The 22,601-nt window shown below is 68.0% G+C and carries 25 protein-coding genes, 1 tRNA gene and 1 pseudogene; 14 read left to right on the top strand and 13 right to left on the bottom strand.

Annotated elements, in window-relative coordinates; genetic code table 11:
* Window position 1: 1 nt before the first annotated feature.
* From O4G76_RS04220 to irrA, 4 genes are all read right to left on the bottom strand, one after another.
* On the bottom strand, window positions 2-964 hold the full coding sequence (locus O4G76_RS04220; RefSeq protein ID WP_269396136.1) for a D-glycerate dehydrogenase: 963 nt from the start codon (window positions 962-964) through the stop codon (window positions 2-4).
* Complete coding sequence (locus O4G76_RS04225; protein WP_269396137.1) at window positions 961-1,314, bottom strand: tRNA-binding protein; 354 nt, start codon at window positions 1,312-1,314, stop codon at window positions 961-963. Before O4G76_RS04225 ends, O4G76_RS04220 begins: the two co-directional genes overlap by 4 nt.
* Complete coding sequence (gene proC / locus O4G76_RS04230; protein ID WP_269396138.1) at window positions 1,307-2,122, bottom strand: pyrroline-5-carboxylate reductase; 816 nt, start codon at window positions 2,120-2,122, stop codon at window positions 1,307-1,309. Before proC ends, O4G76_RS04225 begins: the two co-directional genes overlap by 8 nt.
* Before the next feature lie 204 nt (window positions 2,123-2,326).
* Window positions 2,327-2,752, bottom strand: a complete 426-nt coding sequence (gene irrA / locus O4G76_RS04235) for an iron response transcriptional regulator IrrA (protein WP_269396139.1) — start codon at window positions 2,750-2,752, stop codon at window positions 2,327-2,329.
* A gap of 138 nt (window positions 2,753-2,890) precedes the next feature.
* On the opposite strand from irrA, the gene fabA reads away from it, so the two are divergent.
* Genes fabA through O4G76_RS04250 form a run of 3 tightly spaced genes read left to right on the top strand, consistent with a single transcriptional unit; the run spans window position 2,891 to window position 5,461 of the window.
* The gene (fabA, locus tag O4G76_RS04240; protein WP_269396140.1) at window positions 2,891-3,400 is read left to right on the top strand and encodes a bifunctional 3-hydroxydecanoyl-ACP dehydratase/trans-2-decenoyl-ACP isomerase; all 510 of its coding nucleotides are present in this window, start codon (window positions 2,891-2,893) and stop codon (window positions 3,398-3,400) included.
* 22 nt (window positions 3,401-3,422) lie between these two features.
* Window positions 3,423-4,652 (top strand): beta-ketoacyl-ACP synthase I, encoded by a 1,230-nt coding sequence (gene fabB, locus O4G76_RS04245; protein WP_269396141.1) that lies wholly within the window; start codon window positions 3,423-3,425, stop codon window positions 4,650-4,652.
* A gap of 23 nt (window positions 4,653-4,675) precedes the next feature.
* Window positions 4,676-5,461, top strand: a complete 786-nt coding sequence (locus tag O4G76_RS04250) for an enoyl-ACP reductase (RefSeq protein WP_269396142.1) — start codon at window positions 4,676-4,678, stop codon at window positions 5,459-5,461.
* A gap of 357 nt (window positions 5,462-5,818) precedes the next feature.
* Here the strand turns inward: O4G76_RS04250 and O4G76_RS04255 are convergent, their stop codons facing one another.
* Window positions 5,819-6,253, bottom strand: coding sequence for a peptidylprolyl isomerase (locus tag O4G76_RS04255; RefSeq protein WP_085895558.1), 435 nt, complete (start codon window positions 6,251-6,253; stop codon window positions 5,819-5,821).
* 177 nt (window positions 6,254-6,430) lie between these two features.
* Here O4G76_RS04255 and O4G76_RS04260 point away from each other — a divergent pair, with 177 nt between their 5' ends.
* Genes O4G76_RS04260 through pcaD form a run of 4 tightly spaced genes read left to right on the top strand, consistent with a single transcriptional unit; the run spans window position 6,431 to window position 9,721 of the window.
* Window positions 6,431-7,108: a haloacid dehalogenase type II gene (locus tag O4G76_RS04260; RefSeq protein WP_269396143.1), complete on the top strand. Its 678-nt coding sequence runs from the start codon at window positions 6,431-6,433 to the stop codon at window positions 7,106-7,108.
* Window positions 7,108-7,950, top strand: a complete 843-nt coding sequence (locus O4G76_RS04265) for an alpha/beta fold hydrolase (protein WP_269396144.1) — start codon at window positions 7,108-7,110, stop codon at window positions 7,948-7,950. The genes O4G76_RS04260 and O4G76_RS04265 overlap by 1 nt, the downstream gene beginning before the upstream one ends.
* Window positions 7,947-8,921: a threonine/serine dehydratase gene (locus tag O4G76_RS04270; protein WP_269396145.1), complete on the top strand. Its 975-nt coding sequence runs from the start codon at window positions 7,947-7,949 to the stop codon at window positions 8,919-8,921. The genes O4G76_RS04265 and O4G76_RS04270 overlap by 4 nt, the downstream gene beginning before the upstream one ends.
* Entirely contained in the window at window positions 8,918-9,721 is an 804-nt protein-coding gene (gene pcaD / locus O4G76_RS04275; RefSeq protein ID WP_269396146.1) for a 3-oxoadipate enol-lactonase, read from the top strand. Before O4G76_RS04270 ends, pcaD begins: the two co-directional genes overlap by 4 nt.
* A 14-nt stretch (window positions 9,722-9,735) precedes the next feature.
* Here the strand turns inward: pcaD and O4G76_RS04280 are convergent, their stop codons facing one another.
* On the bottom strand, window positions 9,736-10,461 hold the full coding sequence (locus tag O4G76_RS04280; RefSeq protein ID WP_085895553.1) for a hypothetical protein: 726 nt from the start codon (window positions 10,459-10,461) through the stop codon (window positions 9,736-9,738).
* Window positions 10,462-10,687: 226 nt separating this feature from the next.
* Here O4G76_RS04280 and O4G76_RS04285 point away from each other — a divergent pair, with 226 nt between their 5' ends.
* On the top strand, window positions 10,688-10,903 hold the full coding sequence (locus O4G76_RS04285) for a hypothetical protein (RefSeq protein ID WP_269396147.1): 216 nt from the start codon (window positions 10,688-10,690) through the stop codon (window positions 10,901-10,903).
* Between the two features lie 29 nt (window positions 10,904-10,932).
* Here O4G76_RS04285 and O4G76_RS04290 read toward each other — a convergent pair.
* Window positions 10,933-11,009, bottom strand: a tRNA-Arg gene (locus O4G76_RS04290).
* A 376-nt stretch (window positions 11,010-11,385) separates the two neighbouring features.
* Here O4G76_RS04290 and O4G76_RS04295 point away from each other — a divergent pair.
* From O4G76_RS04295 to O4G76_RS04305, 3 genes are all read left to right on the top strand, one after another.
* Entirely contained in the window at window positions 11,386-11,886 is a 501-nt protein-coding gene (locus tag O4G76_RS04295; protein WP_269396148.1) for a twin-arginine translocation pathway signal, read from the top strand.
* Between the two features lie 13 nt (window positions 11,887-11,899).
* Window positions 11,900-12,502: a ferric reductase-like transmembrane domain-containing protein gene (locus tag O4G76_RS04300; RefSeq protein ID WP_269396169.1), complete on the top strand. Its 603-nt coding sequence runs from the start codon at window positions 11,900-11,902 to the stop codon at window positions 12,500-12,502.
* A 179-nt stretch (window positions 12,503-12,681) separates the two neighbouring features.
* Complete coding sequence (locus tag O4G76_RS04305) at window positions 12,682-13,848, top strand: benzoate/H(+) symporter BenE family transporter (RefSeq protein WP_269396149.1); 1,167 nt, start codon at window positions 12,682-12,684, stop codon at window positions 13,846-13,848.
* 166 nt (window positions 13,849-14,014) lie between these two features.
* Here the strand turns inward: O4G76_RS04305 and O4G76_RS04310 are convergent, their stop codons facing one another.
* Entirely contained in the window at window positions 14,015-15,772 is a 1,758-nt protein-coding gene (locus tag O4G76_RS04310) for a cytosine permease (protein WP_269396150.1), read from the bottom strand.
* A 194-nt stretch (window positions 15,773-15,966) separates the two neighbouring features.
* Here O4G76_RS04310 and O4G76_RS04315 point away from each other — a divergent pair, with 194 nt between their 5' ends.
* Entirely contained in the window at window positions 15,967-16,557 is a 591-nt protein-coding gene (locus O4G76_RS04315; RefSeq protein ID WP_269396151.1) for a metallophosphoesterase, read from the top strand.
* Between the two features lie 447 nt (window positions 16,558-17,004).
* The gene (locus tag O4G76_RS04320) at window positions 17,005-17,397 is read left to right on the top strand and encodes a septal ring lytic transglycosylase RlpA family protein (RefSeq protein WP_269396152.1); all 393 of its coding nucleotides are present in this window, start codon (window positions 17,005-17,007) and stop codon (window positions 17,395-17,397) included.
* A 184-nt stretch (window positions 17,398-17,581) separates the two neighbouring features.
* Here O4G76_RS04320 and O4G76_RS04325 read toward each other — a convergent pair whose 3' ends face one another.
* The 5 genes from O4G76_RS04325 to O4G76_RS04345 all read right to left on the bottom strand — a co-directional run bounded on the left by O4G76_RS04325 (window position 17,582) and on the right by O4G76_RS04345 (window position 22,047).
* Window positions 17,582-18,631 carry a YihY/virulence factor BrkB family protein gene (locus O4G76_RS04325; RefSeq protein ID WP_269396153.1) on the bottom strand — a complete coding sequence of 350 codons (1,050 nt, stop codon included), beginning with the start codon at window positions 18,629-18,631 and terminating at the stop codon, window positions 17,582-17,584.
* A 405-nt stretch (window positions 18,632-19,036) separates the two neighbouring features.
* Window positions 19,037-19,960, bottom strand: coding sequence for an MYG1 family protein (locus tag O4G76_RS04330; RefSeq protein WP_269396154.1), 924 nt, complete (start codon window positions 19,958-19,960; stop codon window positions 19,037-19,039).
* Window positions 19,961-20,329: 369 nt separating this feature from the next.
* Window positions 20,330-20,884, bottom strand: coding sequence for a hypothetical protein (locus O4G76_RS04335; protein WP_269396155.1), 555 nt, complete (start codon window positions 20,882-20,884; stop codon window positions 20,330-20,332).
* 3 nt (window positions 20,885-20,887) lie between these two features.
* The gene (locus O4G76_RS04340) at window positions 20,888-21,775 is read right to left on the bottom strand and encodes a TniQ family protein (protein WP_269396170.1); all 888 of its coding nucleotides are present in this window, start codon (window positions 21,773-21,775) and stop codon (window positions 20,888-20,890) included.
* Between the two features lie 2 nt (window positions 21,776-21,777).
* Window positions 21,778-22,047 carry a hypothetical protein gene (locus O4G76_RS04345; protein WP_269396156.1) on the bottom strand — a complete coding sequence of 90 codons (270 nt, stop codon included), beginning with the start codon at window positions 22,045-22,047 and terminating at the stop codon, window positions 21,778-21,780.
* A 243-nt stretch (window positions 22,048-22,290) separates the two neighbouring features.
* Between O4G76_RS04345 and O4G76_RS04350 the strand changes: the two are divergent.
* A pseudogene (locus O4G76_RS04350) lies at window positions 22,291-22,601 on the top strand (transposase); the annotation flags it as partial.

Genomic DNA, 22,601 nt, shown 5'->3' on the forward strand with positions numbered 1-22,601 from the left:
ATCAGTTGACGAGGTTCGGCGGTGCCTGATCCTTGACGAAGGCGCAGGCATTGTCGAAGGCCATCCGCCCCATCGCCTCGCGCACCTCGAGCGCCGCCGTACCCAGATGCGGCAGCAGCACCGCATTGTCGAGCCTGCGCAGCCGCTCGGGCACCTCGGGCTCGTTCTCGTAGACGTCGAGCCCGGCGCCGCCGATCCGACCCGCCTCCAGTGCCTCGATCAGCGCCGTCTCGTCGACTACGTCGCCGCGCGAGATATTGATGAGGACGCCACCCGGCTTCATCACCGACAGCATGTCGCGGCTGATCAGGTGCCTGGTCTCCGGCGTGGCCGGCACCGTCACCACCACGAAATCGGCCGAGGACATCAGCTCCTCGAGATCGCCCACCTGCATCGCGGGCAGCGGCACCGCCTTGGATGAGCGGCTGTGATAGAGCACCTGCATGTCGAAGCCGAGCGCGCAGCGCTTGGCCACCGCCTGGCCGATCCGGCCCATGCCGACGATGCCGACGGTCTTGCCGGTGACATGCGCGCCCAGCATCTGCGTCGGCGCCCAGCCGGTCCACGCCCCGGCCCGCACCAGGCGCTCGCCCTCGCCGGCACGGCGCGCCGTGGCCAGAAGCAGCGTCAGGCCGATATCGGCGGTGGCATCGGTGACCGCGCCCGGCGTGTTCGACACCGCGACGCCGGCCGCGCGTGCGGCATCCGCGTCGATATGGTTGTAGCCCACGCCGAAATTGGCGAGCAGGCCGCAGCGGATCTCGCCGGCCTGCGCGAAGGCCTGCGCGGTGAAACGATCGCCCAGCGTGCACAGGATGATGTCATAGGCGCCGAGCGCCTCGGCCGCCTCGGCCTCGGTCAATCCGCGATCGGCATCGCGGAAGGTCGCCTCGAACTTCTGCGCGCAGGCGTCGAGCACGGATTGCGGCAGCGGCCGCGTGACGAGCATGGTCTTCTTGGTCATGACAGCCGCCCTCCCGACGGCACAGGCTGGTCCGGGCCGATCAGCACGATCGCGCCCTCGGCGTCGGGCAGGCCGAGCACCAGCACCTCAGACAGGAACCGACCGATCTGGCGCGGCGGAAAGTTCACTACCGCCAGCACCTGCCGGCCCTCCAGATCGGCGGGGTCGTAATGTGTCGCGATCTGCGCCGAGGACCGCTTTTCGCCGATCTCCTCGCCGAAATCGATCCAGAGCTTGATCGCGGGCCTGCGGGCTTCCGGATAGGGCTCCGCGCGGGTCACCGTGCCCGCGCGGATGTCCACCTTGGCGAAATCGTCGAAGACGATCTCCGAAGACCGCGCCTCACCCATTCGCAAGCTCGCGGGAGCGGTCGGCCGCGGCCTTGAGCGCCCGGCTCAGCAGTACCGGGAAGCCGTCTTTCTCGTTCATCAGCACGTCGAGCGCGGCCTGGGTCGTACCGTTGGGCGAGGTCACGTTCTCGCGCAGCTTGCCGGGATGCTCGTCCGAGCCATCGGCCAGCGCGCCTGCACCCGCCACGGTGGCGGTGGCAAGCTGGAGCGCCAGCTCGGGGCTCAGCCCCTGCTCCTCGCCCGCCTTGGCCATGGTCTCGATCAGATGGAACACATAGGCCGGACCGGAGCCCGACACGGCGGTGACGCCGTCCATCTGGTCCTCGGATTCCAGCCGCACCACCTGCCCCACGGCCCGCAGCAGCTCCTCCGCAAGATCGACCTGTTCGGGCGTGGCATGCGCGTTGCCGATGATCGCGGTGATGCCGCGGCCGATCGCCGAAGGCGTGTTCGGCATGGCGCGCACGATCGGGGTGCTCTCGCCCAGCGCCTGTTCGAAGGTGGCGATCGGCGTACCGGCCGCGACCGAGACGAACAGCGTCGAGCCGTTGCCCTTGGCCTGCATCGAGGGCAGAGCGTCGCCCATCATCTGCGGCTTCACCGCGACCAGCACGATCGCCGGGTCTTCGGGAAGCTCCTCGTTCAGGCGCACGCCCTGCTTTTGCAGCCACTCCGAGGGTTTGGGGTCGAGCACGGTGACGGACTGCTTTGGCAGACCGCCTTCGAGCCATCCCGCCAGCATCGCCGAACCCATCTTGCCGCAGCCCAGGAGCACGAGGCCCCGGCGCGCAACTTCATCCATCTGCATGGCGCAACCTCCTTTGAGTTTGCGCGGGAGGCTAGGCGCGTGGACAGGAAGCTGCAAGCAGATGACCCGAAGGCAGCGCGGGGCCGGCCTTGCAGATTGCGTATTTGGAGAAAGATGAGGCGCAAAGCGGGTTGGCTTCGCCCTTGCCTTCAGACCCTTTTCTGCAACCCGCTCCTGCGCGTGATACCCGGCCCGAGGATCGGTTCAGCGCCGGCGCAGCCGGATCACCACGTCGACCTTGGCGATCTCGGCGCCATCGGGGGCCGAGGGCAGCCGCGAAATCTCGAGTTGATCGGCCGGCGCGTCGGAGAGCCGCGCGTCGTCCTCCCAGTAGAAATGCGGGTGGTCGGTCATGTCTGTGTCGAAATAGCTCTTCGAGCCGTCCACGGTGATCTCGCGCATCAGGCCGGCGGCGCAGAAGGCCGAGAGCGTGTTGTAGACCGTCGCGAGCGACACCTTGTAGCCGGCCTGCGAGGCCGCCTCGAACAGGCTTTCGGCGGTGACATGGCGATCCTGCCCGTCGCCCACCAGCAGCGTGGCGAGCGCGAGCCGCTGGCGCGTCGGGCGCAGCCCGGCCGTGGCCAGCCAATCGGCGCCGCGACGGGCGCGAGGTTGGGACGTGTGCGTCATGACGAACCAGATATGCCCTTTATCCACGGCAATTTCAATGTCGCGCAATCGCGCCGCACGGCCCCCGCCCTTGCCCTATCGCGCGGCCCGGTGCTAGAGGCTTGTGCCAACGAAACCGAAACGAACCGACGGGGCCACATGTCACAGTATCCGACCCAGTTCGACAAGGACGCGCTGCTGAAATGTTCGCGCGGCGAACTGTTCGGGCCGGGCAACGCCCAGCTTCCGGCGCCGCCGATGCTGATGATGGATCGCATCACCGACATCTCGGGCGATGGCGGCGAGCACGGCAAGGGCCATGTCGTGGCCGAGTTCGACATCACGCCTGACCTGTGGTTCTTCGAGTGCCACTTTCCGGGCAACCCGATCATGCCCGGCTGCCTCGGCCTCGACGGGCTGTGGCAGCTGACCGGGTTCAACCTCGGCTGGCGCGGCTGGAAGGGGCGCGGCTACGCGCTCGGCGTCGGTGAGGTGAAGCTCACCGGCATGGTGCGCCCCGATCGCAAGAAGCTCACCTATTACGTTGATTTCACCAAGGCGGTACAGACCCGCCGTCTCACCATGGGCGTCGCCGACGGCCGGGTCGAGGCCGACGGTGAGACCATCTATCTCGTCAAGGACATGAAGGTCGCTCTCTCCGAGAGCTGAACCCGTCAAGGAAGGAGGCGCCATGCGTCGCGTCGTCGTCACCGGCCTCGGGGTCGTCTCGCCCATCGGAAACTCGGCCGAGGAAGTGGATGCCGCGCTGCGCGCGGGCCGCTCGGGCATCGAGGCCTCCGAGGAAATGGCCGAATACGGCTTTCGCAGCCGTGTCGCGGGCACGTTGAAGATCGATCTCAAGGAAGAGATCGACAAGCGGACCCTGCGCTTCATGGGACCGGGGGCGGGTTACGCCTACCTCTCGATGCGCCAGGCGATCGCCGATGCCGGACTGACCGAGACCGAGATCTCGAACGAGCGCACCGGCCTGATCGCGGGCTCGGGCGGTCCCTCGACCTCGAACCTCTTCGCCGCGCATCAGACCGTGCTCAAGACCGGCTCGCCGAAGCGCATCGGTCCGCTCATGGTGCCACGCGGCATGTCCTCGACCGTCTCGGCGAACCTCTCGACCGCCTATGCGATCAAGGGCATCAACTACTCGATCACCTCGGCCTGCTCGACCTCGCTGCACTGCATCGGCGCCGCCGCCGAGCAGATCATGATGGGCAAGCAGGACGTGATGTTCGCCGGCGGCGGCGAGGAACTCGACTGGACCCTGTCCTGCCTGTTCGACGCGATGGGCGCGATGTCCTCGAAGTTCAACGACACGCCCGAGAAGGCGTCGCGTGCCTTCGACCGCGACCGTGACGGCTTCGTCATCGCCGGTGGCGGCGGCATGGTGGTGCTCGAGGATCTGGACCACGCCCGCGCGCGCGGCGCCAAGATCTACGCCGAGGTCACCGGCTTCGCCGCGACCTCCGACGGGCATGACATGGTGGCGCCCTCGGGCGAAGGCGGCGAGCGGGCGATGCGCATCGCGCTCTCCACCCTGCCCGAGGATCGCAAGGTCGGCTACATCAACGCGCATGGCACCTCGACGCCGGTGGGCGACGTGGGCGAGGTCGAGGCGGTGCGCCGCGTCTTCGGCGAGGGCAACACGCCCCCCATTTCCTCGACCAAGTCGATGACCGGTCACAGCCAGGGGGCGACCGGCGCGCAGGAGGCGATCTACTGCCTGCTGATGCTCAAGGGCGACTACATCGCGCCGTCGATCAACGTCGAGAACCTCGCCGAGGGGATCAACGATGGCGAGATCGCGACCGAACTGCGCGAGAATGCCGGTCTCGACACGGTGATGACCAACAGCTTCGGCTTCGGCGGCACCAACGGCTCGATGCTGCTGTCGCGCTTCAACGACTGACGAGACAGGCAGGAGAGACGGACATGATGTCGATGGTGGGCAAGCGCGGGCTTGTCATGGGGGTCGCGAACGACCGCTCTATCGCATGGGGCATCGCAAAGGCGCTGCACGGCGCCGGAGCCGAGATGGCCTTCTCCTACCAGGGCGAAACCTTCGGGCGGCGCGTCGCGCCGCTCGTGGCGCAGCTCAATTCGGATTTCCTGCTCGATGTCGACGTCACCGACGACGCCTCGCTCGACGCCGCCTTCAAGAAGATCGAGGAGCGCTGGGGCAGGCTGGATTTCGTGGTCCACGCGATCGCCTATTCCAACAAGGACGAGCTGACCGGCCGGTTCATCAACACCAGCCGCGAGAACTTCCGCAACTCGCTCGACATCTCCTGCTATTCGCTGATCGACATCGCTCGCCGCGCCCATCCGCTGATGAGCGCCGGCGGCTCGATCATCACCCTGACCTATCAGGGCTCGAACAAGGTGACGCCCTTCTACAACGTGATGGGCGTGGCCAAGGCGGCGCTGGAAGCCAGCGTGCGCTACCTCGCCAACGACCTCGGCCCCGAGGGCATCCGCGTCAATGCGGTCTCCCCCGGCCCGATGAAGACGCTGGCGGGCGCTGCCATCGGCGGGGCGCGCAAGACCTTCAAGCACACCGACATGAACGCGCCGCTGCGCTCCAACGCGACGCTCGAGGCCGTGGGGGGCACCGCGCTCTATCTCTGCTCGGACGCGGCGGCCTGCACCACCGGCGAAATCGTGCATGTCGATGGCGGCTACCACGTGCTGGGCATGCCGCAGAGCGAGAACATCTAAAACAGACTGCGAAGCGCGCGGCGAGAGCGCGCGGGTACGCGCCTCCGGCCCACGACCGGCGGCCTCGCACCGATATCCGGGCACTGCCGGATATCGGCCCCGAACCGAAGTCGGCGACAGCGGATCGACGGGGCGAGGCGACCGGCTCGTCGTCTTGCGGGGCCGCTCGTTACCGATCCTGCCTTTGACAAGCGCGCCCTTACCTCCCCAAGCCCCCGACGGACCGGACGGGGTCCGTCTGCTGCCGCGCATGGGTTGCCGGGCGTTCCGGACCGGGTCGGGCATGGGCGGGGGGCGGACACGAAAAGGCCCCGGCGACAGCCGTCGCCGGGGCCTTTCTTGGTCGTGTCACCGGGATCAGGCCGGGTCGACGCCCACCAGCTCGACCTTGAAGGTCAGGTCCTGACCGGCCAGCGGGTGGTTGGCATCGAGCACCACCTGCTCCTCGGTGGCTTCCATCACCGTCACCGGCACGACCTGGCCCTGCGGGGTCTGCATCTGCAGGCGGGTGCCCGGATCGACCGGGATGTCGGCCGGGATCGAGTCGCGCGGCACGGCCTGGCGGGCATTCGGATCGGGCTGGCCATAGGCGTTGTCGCAGGCCACCTCGACGGTCTTCTTCTCGCCAACTTCCATGCCGGGCATGGCGCTGTCGAGACCGGGGATGATCTGGCCGGAGCCGACCTGGAATTCGAGCGGCTCGCGGCCCTCGCTCGAATCGAAGGTCTGGCCGTCCGAAAGGGTGCCGGTGTAATGAATGCGCACGGTGTCGCCCTGCTTGACTTGCGTCATGAGCCTCTCCTTGAATGGGGTTCTTGCGGGTGAATGTCTGGAGGCCGCTGCTGGCGGGTGCTCCTCGTCGGTCCCCCCCAAGGTAGGAAGCCTGACCCCGGATCGCAACCCGATCGCCCCGAGAAGCCTTTCCCTAGGAGGCGGGGCATGCCAGCCTCGCCACCAGAGGGGGATTTCATGACCATCACCACAATCGTTTTCGACGCCTACGGCACGATTTTCGACGTCGGCGGCGCGGCCCGCATCGCCAGCGCCGAGCCCGGCGGGGAGGCGCTGGCGGAGAACTGGGAGCAGGTGTCGCGGGACTGGCGCACCAAGCAGCTCGAATACACATGGCTGCGCAGCATCGCCGGCCATCACATCGATTTCGGCCATGTCACCGCCGACGCGCTGACCTGGACGCTCGAAAAGGCCGGGCTGTCGGACCCGGACCTGCGGGCGCGGCTCCTGGCGCTCTACGACACCCTGCCCGCCTTTCCCGAGGCGCGCGAGGTGCTCGCCGACCTCAAGGCCAAGGGCCGCAACGTCGCGATCCTGTCGAACGGCGCGCCCGAGATGCTCGACCGCGCGGTCGAATCCGCCGGCATCGGCGGCAGTCTCGACGCGGTGCTCTCGGCCGAGGCCGCCGGGGTCTACAAGCCCGACGCCCGGGTCTACGACCTCGTGGGCCAGCGTTTCGGCTGCGAGAAGAACGAGGTGCTTTTCGTCAGCTCGAACTTCTGGGATATCGCCGGCGCGACCGGTTACGGCTTCATCACCGCCTGGGTGAACCGCCAAGGCGAGCCGCGCGACCGGCTCTGGTCGCGACCCACCCATGAGCTGCCCGATCTTACCCATATCGCGGAGTTCGCCTGATGCCCAAGTTCCGGGCCGAGGATGGGGCGCGGCTGCACTATCTCGACGAGGGCGAGGGGCTGCCGCTCCTGTGCCTTCCGGGCCTGTCGCGCAACGCCGCCGATTTCGACCATCTCGCGCCGCATCTGCGCGGCGTGCGGCTGATCCGGCCCGATTATCGCGGCCGTGGCCGCTCGGCCTGGGCCGATCCCGCGACCTATACCGTGATGCAGGAATCGCGCGACGTGCTGGGGCTGATGGACCATCTCGGCCTGTCGCGCGCCGCGATCCTCGGCACCTCGCGCGGCGGGTTGATCGCCATGGCGCTGGCGGCCACAGTGAAGCACCGGCTGATCGGCGTGTCGCTCAACGATATCGGACCCGAGATCGCGCCGGCGGGCCTCGAGACGATCAAGGGCTATCTCGGCATCACGCCCGCGCAGAAAAGCTGGGAGGAGGCGGCGCGCGACCGGGCCCGCAGCTGGACCGGCTTCGAGGGGGTGCCGCATGAGCGCTGGCTCGCAGAGGTGCGCGGCCATTACGAGGAGACGCCGGGGGGGCTGACCCTGCGCTACGACCCGGCGCTGCGCGAGGCGGTGCTGGGCGGGGCGGTGCAGCCCGCCCCCGATCTCTGGCCGCTCTTCGACGCGCTCGGGGGCCTGCCCACCGCGCTGATCCGCGGTGCGAATTCCGAACTCCTGACCGCGGACACGGCGGCCGAGATGCGCCGCCGCCACCCGGACATGATCTTCGCCGAGGTCCCCGGGCGCGGTCATGTCCCCTTCCTTGACGAACCGGAGGCGCTCGCGGCATTGGAAGACTGGCTGGGGCGCTGCCGGGCCGTGATGGAGGACGAGACTTGAGCGATATCGAGATGATCCGGGCCGCGCGCGCCCGCCTCGGTCGCAACCTGAGGCGCACGCCGCTGCTGTCCTCGCCCGCGCTCGACGCCATCGCGGGCCGCCGGGTGCTTGTGAAGGCCGAATGCCTGCAGGTCACCGGCTCGTTCAAGGCGCGCGGCGGCTGGTCCGCCGTCTCGGCGATCCCCCAGGATGTGCGGGCACGTGGCGTCATCGCCTTTTCCTCGGGCAACCATGCGCAGGGCGTCGCGCATGCGGCGCGCGAGCATGGCATCCCGGCGGTGATCCTGATGCCGGTCGACGCGCCGCAGGCCAAGATCGACAACACCCGCGCGCTGGGCGCGGAGGTCGTGCCGTTCGACCGCAACACCGACGATCGCGACGCGATGGGCGCGGCGCTGGCCGAGGCGCGCGGGTTGACGCTGATCAAGCCCTTCGACGACCCCCTGGTGATCGCGGGCCAGGGCACGCTGGGCCTCGAACTGGCCGAGCAGGCAGCCGAGGCCGGCGTCACGCACGCCGAGGTGCTGGTCTGCTGCGGCGGCGGCGGGCTGAGTTCCGGCGTGGCGCTGGCGCTCGAGGCCGAGGCCCCGGGGCTGCGGGTGCGCCCTGCCGAGCCCGAGGGCTTCGACGACGTGGCACGCAGCCTCGCGGCAGGCGAGATCCGCCGTAACGACAGGCTTTCGGGCTCGCTCTGCGACGCGATCGTCACGCCGCAGCCGGGCGCGCTCACCTTTCCGATCCTGAAGCGGCTCTGCGGCCCCGGCCTCGCGGTCGGCGACGAGGAGGCGCTGCGCGCCATGGCGCTCGCGTTCCGCCACCTGCGGGTGGTTATCGAGCCGGGCGGCGCCGTGGCGCTCGCGGCGGCGCTGTTCAGGCCCGAACGGATCGATGGCGACGCGGTGATCGCGGTGGCCACCGGCGGCAATGTCGATGCCGCGCTCTATGCCCGCGCGCTGGAGACACTCGCGTGATCGTCGAGGCGCGCGATGGCTGCCGCCTCGCGACGCGGCTGCAGGGGCCCGACGGCGCGCTGGTGCTGGCGCATGGGCTGGGCATGGACATGACGCTGTGGGACGCGGTGCTGCCGCTCCTGCCGGGCGACATCCGGGTGCTGCGCTACGATTTGCGCGGCCACGGCAATTCCGACGCGCCGCCCGCCCCCTATTCGATGGGCCAGCTGGTCTCGGACGCCGAGGCGGTGATCGAGGCGCACGGCCTCGCCGAGACGGTCTTCGCGGGGCTGTCGCTGGGCGGCATGGTGGCGCAGGGGCTGGCGGTGAAGCGGCTCGATCTGGTGCGTGGGCTGGTGCTGTCGAACACCGCCGCCAAGATCGGCACGCCGAAGCTGTGGGAGGAGCGGATCGCCGCGATCCGTCGCGGCGGCGTCGCCGCGCAGGCGGACGCGGTGCTCGACCGCTGGCTCGGGCGCGACGCGCGGCACGGATCGGTGGCGGCGCGGGCGCGCCGGGTGCTGACCGGCACCCCGGTCGAAGGCTATGTCGGGTCGAGCGCCGCCGTTTCGGGCACCGATTTCTGGACCCCGGTGTCGGGGCTGCGCCTGCCGGTTCTGGGTCTCGCAGGGGCCGAGGACCGCTCGACGCCCCCCGACCTGATGCGCGAGACGGTGGAGCTGATCCCCGGCGCCCGGTTCGAGATCATCCGACGCGCCGGACACCTGTCACCTGCGGAACGCCCCGAGGACTGGGCCGCGCATGTGACAGGCTTCCTGCGCGCGATCGGGCACGCCGGGGTCCCGCCCGGCGCGCCCTGAGAGCCTGAGCCGGCTCAGAGACCCGGCACTATGTCGAACAGGCTGCGGCTGTCGAAGCTGGTCCCGGACATCGGCCCGAAGCCGATCTCGGCGCCGATCGCCAGATAGGTCTCGTCGCCGCTGAAGGCGTCCTCCTCGGCCTCGATCCGGCCCAGTTCGCCCCAGAGCCGCGGCCCGCCATCGATCCGGTAGCCGCCGCCGAGCGCCACGCGCATCAGTTCGGCATTGCCCTCACCATCGGCGACGCCGAAATCGCCCGTGGCGAAGATCTGCGGCGTGATGTCGTAAAGCGCCGAGACGCCCGCGAGGTTGATGTCGCCCAGATCGCCGTCATGCCGCGCCAGATAGCCCTCGGCGCGCAGGCCATAAACCTCGCCCGCGCCCTCGATCCCGAAGATCTCGGCGTCGCCATCCTCATAGCCGTCGCGGCCGATGAAGGCCCCGAAGCGGGCATCGCCGAAGGCCATCAGCGGCCCGAAATCATAGATCGCGTGCAGCGTCGCGTTGGTGCCATCCGAGCCGAAGCCGGAAAAGCCGTAGGAGGCGAGGTCGAGCGCCAGCCCGAAGCCCGCGCCGACGTCGAACTGCAACCCGCCCGAATAGGTGGTGTAGCCGATATCGGCCTCCTCGAAGAAGGCCGAGGTCTCGACCGAAAGCGTGCCGCCCGCAAAGCCTTGCGCCTGCGCCGCGCCCGCCGCGACGATGCCGAATGCTGCCGCCGTGAATGCCCGTGTGATCATCTGCTCATGTCCCGCTGGTTGGTCTTGATGCCGTTTCCGCGATCGCTTTCTACACCGCCCCGTGATCGGGCCACAGCCCTATTCGCGCCTTGATCCGCCTGGACCGCCACTCCGCGCCGGATGCGCGGGACCTTGCCGAGCGATGGGGCCGGTATATCTCTATTGCAGCGAGGCCCCGAGCCGGCATGTCGTCGGCACAGCGGACGCCCGATCAAAGGACAGTTTGATGAACGCCCTCGAATCCACTTTCGCCAAACTCGAAGCCCGCATGATCCGCGCTACCGGCGCGGCACCCGATCGTCCTGCCCCGACCCCCGTCCCCGAGACCAAGGGCGACGTCACCACCCGCGCCGCCAAGGCGATCCTCGACGCCGAGACCGAGGCCCGCAACGCCAAGATCGCCGCTTTGCGCGCGGCGCGCCTGGAAGGGAAGAAAGGCTGAGACCGGACCGAGAGCCGCCGCGAGGCGGCTGGCGATCCCACGAGGACTCGAACCCCGAACCTGCTGATTAGAAGTCAGCTGCTCTATCCAGTTGAGCTATGGGACCTTGCCTCTGACCGGGCGGGACCGGTCGACTCGGGCTGGCTGGAAGTTGCAAGAACCACCCCTTGGGATCAAGGGTATATTGGGGATATTCCCGTCCCGTCCGTGGCGAAACGGTCGGCCCGAAGCCTGGGACGACCGTCGCCACAGCCATCTCGTGTCAATGGAGGCTTGGGCGAACGGATGCGACTCGCTCTTCCCCGGTCGAGCTATCATGCCCGGACCGGTGGAGGGCCCATCACGAAGCCGTGGGCGCGGTGACATCCCGCATCCCTTTCGACGCCGGAATTTGCTATGGCTTCCATAGGGAATTCCGCACGCAGTCATGACCGTCCCGGGAGGCATCGCGGACCTCGTGGGCTCAGACAGGAGGGACCGAGATGATCCATGATCGACCGACCCGCCGCACCATCCTTGCCACCGGCTCGGCCGCCATGGCCGCGGCGCTGCTCACGGGGGCCTCGGGCCTCCTGATGCCGGCCCGGGCGCAGGGGCTCGCGCCGACACCCAGCATGCGCGGTGGCTCCAACAACTACCTCCCCGGCGCGCCCATCGTCGAACGCATCGGCGGTGGCGGGTTCTGGATGACCGGCTCGGTGCGCCGCGCCGGTGACGGTGCGCCGCTCGCAGGGGTGCGAATCCAGATCTGGGCCCACACCACCGAGGGGCACGAGCGCGATCCGCACAGCCATGGCGCCACGCTCACCGACGCCAATGGCCAGTTCCGGCTGGAGATGCCGCAGATCGTGCCCGCCTTCGGCCAGCCGCACGGGCACCTCGCCTATGACGACGATGCCTTCCAGACGGTGTTCCTGCGCCCGGTGATGGCCAGCGCGCGCGACACCAGCCTCACCGCGCAATTCGTGCTTCAACCGGCCTGAGCACCCGGTGCGGCTGCGTCCGGTCCTGATCTGGGGCGCGCTCTCGGTCGCCATCGTGGTACCCCTTGCCGTGGCCGCGACAAGCCCGCTGCTGGCTTGGCGCGAGCCGGTCTATATCGGCGCCGGCTTCGCCGGGGTCGCCGCGATGGCATTGATCCTGTTGCAGCCGCTCCTCGTGGGGGGATACCTGCCCGGCCTGCCACCGCTGCGCGGACGCCGGGTGCATCGCTGGATCGGCGGAACGCTGGTCGTGGCCGTCACCGCCCATGTCGCGGGGCTCTGGCTGACCAGCCCGCCCGACGTGATCGACGCGCTGCTCTTCACCTCCCCGACACCCTTCTCGGCCTGGGGCGTCATCGCCATGTGGGCCGTCTTCGCCTCGGCGCTGCTGGCGATCCTGCGACGCCAGCGTCGCATCCCGCCAAGGCGCTGGCGTCTCGCGCACACCACCCTCGCGATGGTCATCGCGCTGGGCAGCGTGATCCACGCGCTGCTGATCGAGGGGACGATGGGAACCGTGTCGAAGACGGCGCTTTGCCTTCTGGTTCTCGCCGCGACGGCCAAGGTCATGTTCGACCTTCGGGTCTGGGCCCTATGGAGCAGACGCCGGGCCTGAGCTCATGTTCGCGCCGGTCCTCGGGCTGAACGGTCTGGCGGAACGCCCCCATCGGGGCCGCGACCGGGCCTGAACCGGGGCGAGCCGGCAGGAACTCGCATATCCGAATGACTTCACGTAGGTAGCCCCTAGGTGGCAGGGACGACGTGCCCGCGGACAATCGAAAGGGCATCGTCGCGATGATACGTGAAGCCTCGTTTTCGGCGATCTACATGGGCTTGCTTGCCGCCTTCGTGGGCTATTCGGCCTCATTCGCGATCGTGCTCGCGGGGCTGAGCGCGATGGGCGCCACCGAGGCGCAGGTCGCCACGGGGTTGTTCTTCGCAACGATGGGGATGGGGCTGTGCAGCATCTGGCTGCCCGCCGTCTCGCGGATTCCGGCTGCCGTCGCATGGTCGACCCCCGGCGCGGCCTTTCTCGCCTCGGCCAGCGCTTTGCCCGGCGGCTTCGCCGAGGCGGTGGGGTCGATGATCCTCTGCGCGGCGCTGATACTCGCCACTGGCTTCGTGCCGGTGCTGGGACGCCTCGTGGCGGCGATCCCGAAGCCCGTCGCCAACGCGCTTCTGGCGGGCGTGCTGCTGCGGCTCTGCTTTGCGCCTGCACAGGCGCTCGGCACGGCCCCCGCCCTGATCCTGCCGCTCCTGCTGGCTTGGGCGGCGGGACTGGCCTGGCACCGTCTCGCGGCGATGCCGCTGACGATCCTCGCCTTTCTCGCCGTGACCTTCTTCGCCGTCGAGGCCCCGGCCAGCGCGATGGCGGCGAGCGGCACCGGCCTGCCGGATCTGGTGCCGCTGATGCCGGTTTTCAGCCTGCAGGGCTTCGTCTCGGTGGCGCTGCCGCTCTACCTCGTCACGATGGCGGGCCAGAACATCCCCGGCTTCGCGGTGCTGGAACTGAACGGCTACGCGGTGGAGCGGCAGCCGCTGATCCGCCGCACCGGCCTCGCCAGCCTGCTGATCGCCCCCTTCGGCGCCATCCCCGTCAACATGTCCGCGATCACCGCCGCCATGATGTCGGGTGAGGATGCAGGCCGCGAGCCGTCGCGCCGCTACTGGGCCGCGATCGCCTCGGGGCTGGCCTATGTCGCCATGGCGCTCTTTGCCGAGCCGATCGTGGCGCTGGCCAGCATCGCGCCGTCCGAACTGATCACCGCCGTGGCCGGTCTGGCGCTGATCCCGGCGCTGGTCTCGTCGCTGTCGGGTGCCTTCAGCGTGCCGGGCCGGCTCGAAGCGCCGGCCCTGACCTTTCTCTTCGCCGCCAGCGGCATGACCCTTCTCGGCGTCAGCGGCGCCTTCTGGGGCACGCTCGCCGGGGTGCTGGTCTGGCTGCTGAAGCGCCCGAGCTGACGCGACCGCGGAACCGCTGCCGTCGCCTCCGATCCGAGGGGCGAAGCGGCCCAGGCGCCGCCTCGTCTCGGAAAGCGGTTTCCCGTTTTTGACGCGCCCGGATTCAACCAGGCGTTCCGCAATCCGGAACGCCTTATCCGGGCGCCTGAGCCGCCTCCCCCACGATTTATTCCGCGGGGCACTCCACGGGCATGGCCGTCCGCCGGGGCGCCTTCGACCGCTTCAGGTCCCACCATGCGAAGCTGAAATAGATCGCGGTGCACCAGATGGTCAGGCTGTAGAACAGCTCCCGGTTCGCGTAATAGCTGTCGAGATCGGGGCTGTCGAACAGGACGCGCCACGCCAGCACGGCCGGGATCAGCAGTCCGACCACGATCCAGACCGCCCGGATGATCTTGGTCAGAACGCTCGTGTCCTTCACCGGTTCGGTGACCTCGCGCGCCGCCAGTTCCCGATGATGTTCCTTCACCGCCTCGTCGAATGCCGCGAGCCGGGCTTCGGCCTCGGGCCAGGCGCGGTCCGCCCCGGCGCGCTTCGCCAGCCCGGTGTAAAGCAGGACCGACAGGATCCATGTCGGCACGAAAAGGTAATAGAACGGAAACAGGTCGATCATGTTCAACCCGAAGCCGAAGACCAGCGCCACGGCCCAAGTGATGACCGCCGGGTAGTTCTGATGCGCGCCGCGCAGCCTGTGCCAGTAGGTCTTCATGCCCATGCGCGGGAACAGGTGCTGCTCGGCGAAGACGATGCCGCCCACGGGCACCAGCAGCAGGCCCGCATAGGTCAGAAGCGGCAGGAAGCTGCGATAGATGATCGGGAAACAGCTGCCCACCACCACCACGGCGCCCACGATCAGCGTCACCTTGGTGCGCGAGATGTTGGGAAACACAGCCTGCGCGGCGAGGCCCGCGCGGTAGAGGTTGGAGTTCGCCGTGGTCCAGCCCGCGACGATGACGATGACGAAGCCGCTGGCGCCGAGGGCGAGATAGGCCACGTCGCCCGGCGAGACGAACGCGATGGAGGTCTGCATGAAGGCCGCGGTCGCGGCGCCCATCAGCGCGGCGGAAATCCAAGCGACGTAGTGGCCGAACATCATGCCGGTCGCCGTGCAGAGGCCGTAGCGCTTCTTGCGGGCATAGCGCAGCAGCGCCATGTCGATCAGGCCGAAATGGGCGAAGGTATTGGCGGCCCAGCCGAAACCGATGACCTCCCAGATGCCGATTCCCGGCTCGCCATCGGCATTGGTTCCGGTGAACACCGTGGCCCCCGCCAGATCCACGAAGTCCCCGAAGCTCGCCAGCACGGTCTGCCCGGTCAGCGACTCGTTCAACGCCGGGATCAGCACCATGCCGCCCGCCGTGAACATCACCATCAACCATGGCGCGCAGATCGATGCGAATTCGCTGAGCACGTTGAAGCCGTAATAGGCCACCAGCACGGCGATCACGCTGGCCGAGGCGGCGATCAGCACGAAGGAGGCGCTTGTCGGATAGGGCATGTGCTGCGGCGGCACCCCGAAGAGCACCCTCAGAGCTGTGGCCGAGACGGTGATCATCGCCGCCGAAATGACGATGAAGATCAGGACGTTCGCGCCATTGTAGAGCCGCGAGAACAGCTCGCCCATGTTCTGTTCGAGATAGGTGTAGAGGCTGAGCCGGGTCTTCACGGCGATCGGCGCGGTGATCAGCCAGAAGCTCAGCACCGCCAGCAGGTTACCGATCAGCAGGCCGATCAGGATGTCGTGGATCGTGGCGCCCAGCGCCACGAAGGCCGCGCCGATCACGAATTCGGTCGCCGCCACGTGTTCGGCCGCATAGAGCCCGAGGAAATGCCCCGGCCCATGCAGACGATGTTGCGGCACCGGAAGCTGTTCGTCGTCCATTCCCGCGATGGCGCGGCGCAGCTCGGTTGAAGTCTCTCCCATGACACCCGTTCTTTTCTGGTCGGCCTGAAATATCCGGCGCCTTCTAGCGTCTGGACCGCCCATGTACCAGCGGTTGTCGCAGGGTCATTGGCCTCCGATCCCGCCCCGGCCGGGACTGCCCGCAAGATCAGCACGTTACACGTATAGATTGTTGAGCTATCCATGGGCGTCCAGAGAAAAAGGTACCCGCCACGATGATCGACACGACCACGCAGAGAATCTCGCTGCACGAGGAGCGGACATGGTTCATCGCCGATCCGCATTTCGGCCATGATGCGATCCGCCGGCATTGCGAGCGGCCGTTTCTCTCGGTCGAGGAGATGGACGCGACGATCCGACAGAACCTCGAACGCGTGGGGGCGGAGGACACTCTGGTCGTGCTGGGCGACCTGACCTGGAACAACGCCAGCGACATCGACGTGAAACGGCTGCCGGGGAAGCACCGGCTGCTGATCCGCGGTAACCACGACAGGCAGGTCCTGGTGAAGTCCCGCAAGTGGGCCCGGGTCTGCGACTACCTCGAAGCGGCGGTTCTCATGCCGGGCGGCCGGAAGCGAAAGCTGGTGATGTCGCATTACCCGATGGCCTCATGGGCTGGCGCGCGCAACAGCATCCACCTGCACGGTCACACCCATGGCTCGGTGCCGCCGATGGCCACCGAATTCGGGGGCCGGGTCGATGTGGGCGTCGATGTCTGGCAGTTCCGTCCCATCCGCCTGCGCGATGTGATCGCCCATCTCGACGAGCTCAGAACGGATGGCTTCGCTGTCCCGGGGGATTACTGAGCGGCCGGTGCGCCCCTGCCCTGCCGCCGGCTGGCATAGAACCCTTCAGCGGGACGGACGGAGCGCCGGGAACTGGCACCGGGATCCGCGCTGGGGCCGAACCCATGGAGCCCATGTGGAGCCCATGGCTCGACGATCCCGGCGTCACCTTCGCCAATCGCCGGCGAAGCAGGTGCCGAGCGGCAGCGTCCATGCTGCGGTGGCGGAACTCGGCCGAGCGGACGGCTCGACATCGTGCCCATTACCTCCGTTTCAAGACCCGTGCCGCGAAACGATGGCCAGCCCGGTGATTTCGGCGGATGCGTGCCGGCGAGGGCTGCGGAAAATGGCGAGGCTTTGCCAGCCTTTGGCCCGCAGGGGAACCATCGGGCATTCGGCGTTGCGCGATGGCGCGGGGGTGTTCAAGTGGGGCGCACACCCTAGGACCACCACTGAAGGACGGGCCTCTTGAACAAGCTGAACGCCACGCTTCGGACCCTCTTGACCGCAAGCTGCCTGCTCGCGGCGGCACCATTCGCCACCGCGCATTCCGGTAGCGCCACCCAGACCTTCGAGGGGGCCGCTTCCTGGTACGGGCCGGGCTTTCACGGGCGCCAGACGGCCAATGGCGAGACCTACGACATGAACAGCCTTACCGCCGCTCATCCCAGCCTGCCCTTCGGCACCCGCGTGCGCGTCACCAACGAGGCCACCAACGAATCCGTGGTGGTGCGGATCAACGATCGCGGCCCCTACGCCAAGAACCGCATCATCGACCTGTCCAAGGGCGCGGCGGACGATATCGGCCTGCTCAGCAGCGGTGTCGGTCACGTGACGGTCGAGGTGCTGGCCAGCGCCTGAGCCGCCTTGCCGCTGGCCAATGTCATGAAGGGACCGGTCGTCGCCCGGTTCGCCTCATCGCCGTGGCCGTGTATCGCTCGCCATTGCGAGAATCCCCGCGTAATGGCTTCGGCCTGTGGCCGCCGACCCGAACTCGGCATCCAACCACGTCTCTCCATGGGAACAGTCCGGCTTTGACCGTCGCTCATGGCTTTGGCCCGAGCGTATCGGCCATCTCCGCGTTACGCTCTCCCATCGGCCTGACGGCCCCCCGCGTGGTGTCGCGCCGCGACTGATGCTCCATCTCGGCATTCAGCAGGGCTCCGAGCAGCACCACGAACGCTGTCATCCATATGTAGAGAAGCAGGATCACCACCCCGGCGAGCGCGCCGTAGGTCGGCTGGTAGCTACCGAAATTGCGCACGAAAAGCGCGAAGAGCACCGAGCTTCCCAGCCAAAGCGCCGTGGCGATGACCGCCCCCGGCGTGACCCAGCTCCATCGCGGGGGCCTTCGCGCCGGCGCGTAACGATAGAGCAGCCCCAGCGCCGCCATCGACAGCAGCCCCAGCACCAGCCAGCGGCCCACGCTGACGATGGTGTCGGTCCAGCCCGAGAGGCCCAGCGCCTCCGCGGCCGGCGGCGCCGCCACCGCGAGCGCCAAGGCCGCAAGGGCCATTGCCGTCAGCACCGCCGTCAATCCCAGCGATACGAGGTTGCGCATGATGATGTTGCGCGACTCGTCTTCCGCATGCGCCATGTTGATGCCGCTGACGAGGTTGTCGATCCCGCGCGACGCCCAGAACAACGACAGCACCAGGCTGATGATCGCCGTGGCCGTCGCCTGACCGGGGGCCTGGCTCACGAGTTCGACCGCCTGATCCCGCACCACCCCGAGCGGCTCGGCCGGGGCCAGCCCGTCCAGCGCGTCGAGCTGATCGATGACGAGTTCGGGGTCGAAGAACAGCCCGGCCAGCGACACCAGCATCGCGATCGCCGGAAACAGCGCCAGCATGCCGAAGAAGGCGACCCCCGCCGCGACCAGCGGGACGAGCTCCCGTCCGATCCGCCCGGTGACGCGCAGCCAGATGTCGCGCCAGCCCGCCGGGTGGATCTGATCCGGCCGCCACGCCTCGCGCCCGCGGCCGCGCTCCCGCCCGGCCTCCTCGGGCGCCGCTGGTTCAGTCGGCCCTTCGCCCTCTGAATGCGGGTTCGCCCCTACGCCGGGCCCGGGCCCTTCGCCGCGTCGGTCCTGCATGCCTTCCGCCTTCTTCAGCGCCGCCATGCGGGCGGCCCATGATATGGAACGCGAAAGGACCGGCCTTTGGTCCGCGCGGTGCCGCCATCCTTTGTCGCCGTCTTGGCGTTCAATACTTTGGCCGACCGGAAAGCTAAGGGGGACCATCACGAGAGATGCGGAAGTTCCGGTGGCGAACTTGGCAGCCTCTACGTTGCTTTGCTCCGAATTGAACGGCGCATTGCCGCCTCTCAGCGGATGGCGCTCCCCACGAGAAGTCAGACCAAGCCAAGCCGGTTCGCAAAGTTTGCTCCGAGCTTGGTCACCGCAACGGACCTGCCCTGCGTCTGGCCGGGCTTCATCCCCGCACCGCCCTTCCTGCGCGCAGCGGACGCAACGGCCGGGGACGATGCAGGGTCGTATGGCCTATCCCGCGACCTCCGACACTGCCAGCTCCGCCATCGCCATGATCGCCTCGCGGCTGTCGGCCACGGCGATGAAGCGGCCGTTGTGGCAGAATTTCGCGCCCTTCACCCCGGACGCCTTTTCCAGCGCCTCGTCGGTCAGCCCCGCCCATGCGGCGGGCAGGTCTGCACGGGTCTCGAAGGTGTCGTCGCCGGTGCGGATCGTAGTCAGCGCCCAGTCGGAGCCGCGCGGGTGGACGACGAAAAGCAGGTGATCGGCTCCCGCCGCCTCGACACCGGCCCGGAACGGCATGCCCATGGGCAGCTCCAGCACCCGCCCATCGCCTGCCGCCGCGATCGCCTCGGCGACCATTCCCTCGGCGCGCCGTTTCGCGGCCGAGCGGCGGATGCGGGCTTCGACGAAGGCACGCGCGATCGGCACGGCGGCGGCAAAGGCACGATCGTCTGCGCCTTCCTCGCGGTCGTCGAAGGCGGGCTTCAGGCTTTCGAGCAACGCCGGCAGCGTCAGCCCCGAGAATAGCGGACCCGCCGCCGAGGCGTCCACCGCGCCATTGTCGAGCAGATCGACGGGCAGCACGAAGCCACGGTCGAACGAGGCGTGTATCGCGTCGATATCATGCTCGGGAACCTCCAGCGCGCGCAGGTAGTCACGGCCGTATTCAGCCCAGACCAGCCCGAAGGAACTGAAGGGCTGCCCGTCCTCGCGCAGCGGGTTCGGCTTCTGGTGGTGGTCGAAGATCCGCGCCTCGGCGTCGTACTGACCGCCCACATCATAGATGATCCGCCCCTCGCCGGGTGTGATCCAGTCCTTGTCACGGCTGCGAACGATCTCGGCCTCGGGGTACAGCCGGGTCAGGATGACCGAGGACAGGAGTTCATCGGCGTGGAAGCCGCCCGAATGGGTGACGAGGTGAGTGATGGTCATGTCTGGTCCCTGAAACGAAACGGGCGGCCGTCAGGCCGCCCTCGGTAGAAGTCTATGGCGTCCGACCCTGCCGGACACTTGATATTGTGGCGTCCGGCCTCTTCGCGGGATCTCGACCGCGAAACCGCCTCAACTCGGGTCGGATTTACAAAGTCTGTAAATCCGACTCAATTTAGCGCGAAAGCGTCAGAATTTCCCTTTGCGATCAATGGGATATTTGCGCCCTCGTTTTGCTCGCGATCGAGATCCGGCGATCTTGTAGTCGAGATCCGGCGGAAATCGAAGTGAAGATCTGGCAAAACCTGCCAGTGATACGAAAAATGGGCCCGCTTTCGCGGACCCTGCTTCGTCGTTCGTCGAACTCGAGGATCAGGCGGATGCCCTGATCGGCGACACCAAGACGCGATCGAGGCGTGGTGGCCCGGACTTGCGAAAGGCGGGAAGCTCCCCGCTCAGGACCCGTCTCACGACATCCGGCGTCGTCCCGATCCCCCTCTGGCAGGCGTAACTGATCGAAGCGAGTGAGCCATCGGCCGGTCCTGCCTCCGGCAATTCGCTGATGGTGGATAGCAGCTTGTGGAGATGCCGGCGCGCGAAGACGGCATTGCGCACCGCTCCCCTCCCCGTTCTCGGCACGAGCGGCAACACGATCTCGGCGGCATAGAGCATCTCGACCTGCCGCTTGCTGGCGCCGATGTATTCCGGGACGTCAAGGAGCGGGATGGCCGTCTCCGAATCCGCGATGAACCCCGTGATCTCTTCGGCGTCGAACCGCATGCGCCCGCATTCCGCGTCGGTGGCGCCTGTCGGAACCCTGCCCATCTTCTGCAGCAGCCGCCCGAGCCTGCTGCGCGAGATCCCGGTGGCCTCGGCGAGGCTTTCGACCGAATGGTAACGGCGGTGGGTGATCTCGACCCCGAGCACGGTCTACCCCGCCCCGACGGCGTCATGCTCGATTATGTGCTCCCGGAGAAGATCGCGGATCGGACCCGGGTGGATGGCGTTGCAGCGGCGGTCGAGCCAGTCGTAGAGATTGCCATACTTGGCGAGCGGTCCGGCTTGGGGGGCGGAAGCGGAACTCGTGTCGTGGATCGTCGTCAGCGCTTCCGTGACGGCTTCGGACCCCTCGCGATGCATGGTGAAGCCGATGTCGGTGCCGGTCTCCCTTTCTGCTCCGGACAGCTTCTTGAGGCTGACCTTGTGCCCGTGCTGCAGGACCGCGCCGATCATCTCGGACGCCGAAAGCACCTGCTCGATGGTCTGGCCGCCCAGCCAGTCGTCCCCCGAGCCTCCGCCCTGCAGCCGCTCTGCCAACCAGTCGAGATACTCGGGCTGCTCGTCAGCCACGGGTTCTTCGGGACGGACGTCATTCGCATCGACCACCTGCCGAAGGCCTACGGCCAGATGATTGCTGGTCGCGGCCAGTCGTACCCCGTGGTCCGGACAGCGATGGACGTGGCGGAATCCCCAGAGGAGCCTGTGCTCCCAGTCGGCGCGATCCCTGGTCACGAGGCAGTTCGGGCAGTAGCGTGCGACCCGGGTGACGAGGAAATCCTTCGACAGCCGCTCGCCCTGGAACTCAACATGCCGCGGCGCGATCCGTACCGCTGCGCGATCGAGCAGGCCGAGGTCGTTTCCGGTGGCCTCGGCCAGCCGCGCGACCTCATCGGCATGCCCGGCCGCGAACCGTTCTGCCGACACCCCGAGATCGTCGAGCAGCCGGCGCGGCCCCGTGCCCGCGTGGAACAGGCCGAGCCGGGCAACGTAGGACAGCAGTGTCTCGCCTACGCCGAGCGGCATGAAGGGCCACAACATCGTCACCGCCCCCATCCCGACTTTTCCAGTTCCGACCTCACGGCATCCCAGTTCCCGGGCGCGAAAGGGCTCATCTCGCGCGGGCCGTAAAGCGCTTCGAAGCGCTGCTCCGCATCCTCGAGGCTCGGGGCCTCGCGGCAGGCCCACAGTGCACGGGTCATGGTTTCCTTGAACAGGTCCACCGCGCGACCCAGCTGCCCCTGCTCGGCGAACAGGATGCGCTCGGGCAGCCTGTCCCGAGCCGCCATCGTGAGCCCCAGCGAACTCGCCATCCAGTCGCATCACTTGGCGAAGTGCTCGGCGTCCCGCGACCCTGCGTTGATCGGCTTCAGGAACAGCTTCTCGAACCAGCGATCCTTATCCTCATCGCTCATGACCGCCTCCCGGAGCTTGGGAACGCCGACGAGGATCACGGCAACGGCCGCGTCCCCCTGCAACAGGTGCTTGTGGTCTGCCCCCACTGAAGTGCTCCGCCCACTGAGATAGATTTATCTCGTCAGGAGGAGGACGAAGCGATGGGTGGAAAGCGCGAGAAGCCCGAGGACGTCGTGCTGAAGCTGCGGCAGATCGAGGTGCTGCATGGCCAAGGCATGCCGGTTGCCGATGCTGTGCGCCAGGTCGGGATCACGCAGCAGAGCTACTACAGGTGGCGGCGGCAATACGGCGGCATGAGCCGGAGCCAGCTGAAGCGGCTGAAGGAGCTCGAGAAGGAGAACCAACGGCTCAGGCGGGCGGTCTCCGATCTGACGCTCGACAAGCTCATCCTGGCCGAGGCGGCGCGGGGAAACTTCTGAGCCCCTCGCGCCGACGCCAGTGCATCGACCAT

This window comes from Limimaricola sp. G21655-S1 (genome assembly GCF_027213785.1).
Lineage (GTDB): Bacteria > Pseudomonadota > Alphaproteobacteria > Rhodobacterales > Rhodobacteraceae > Limimaricola.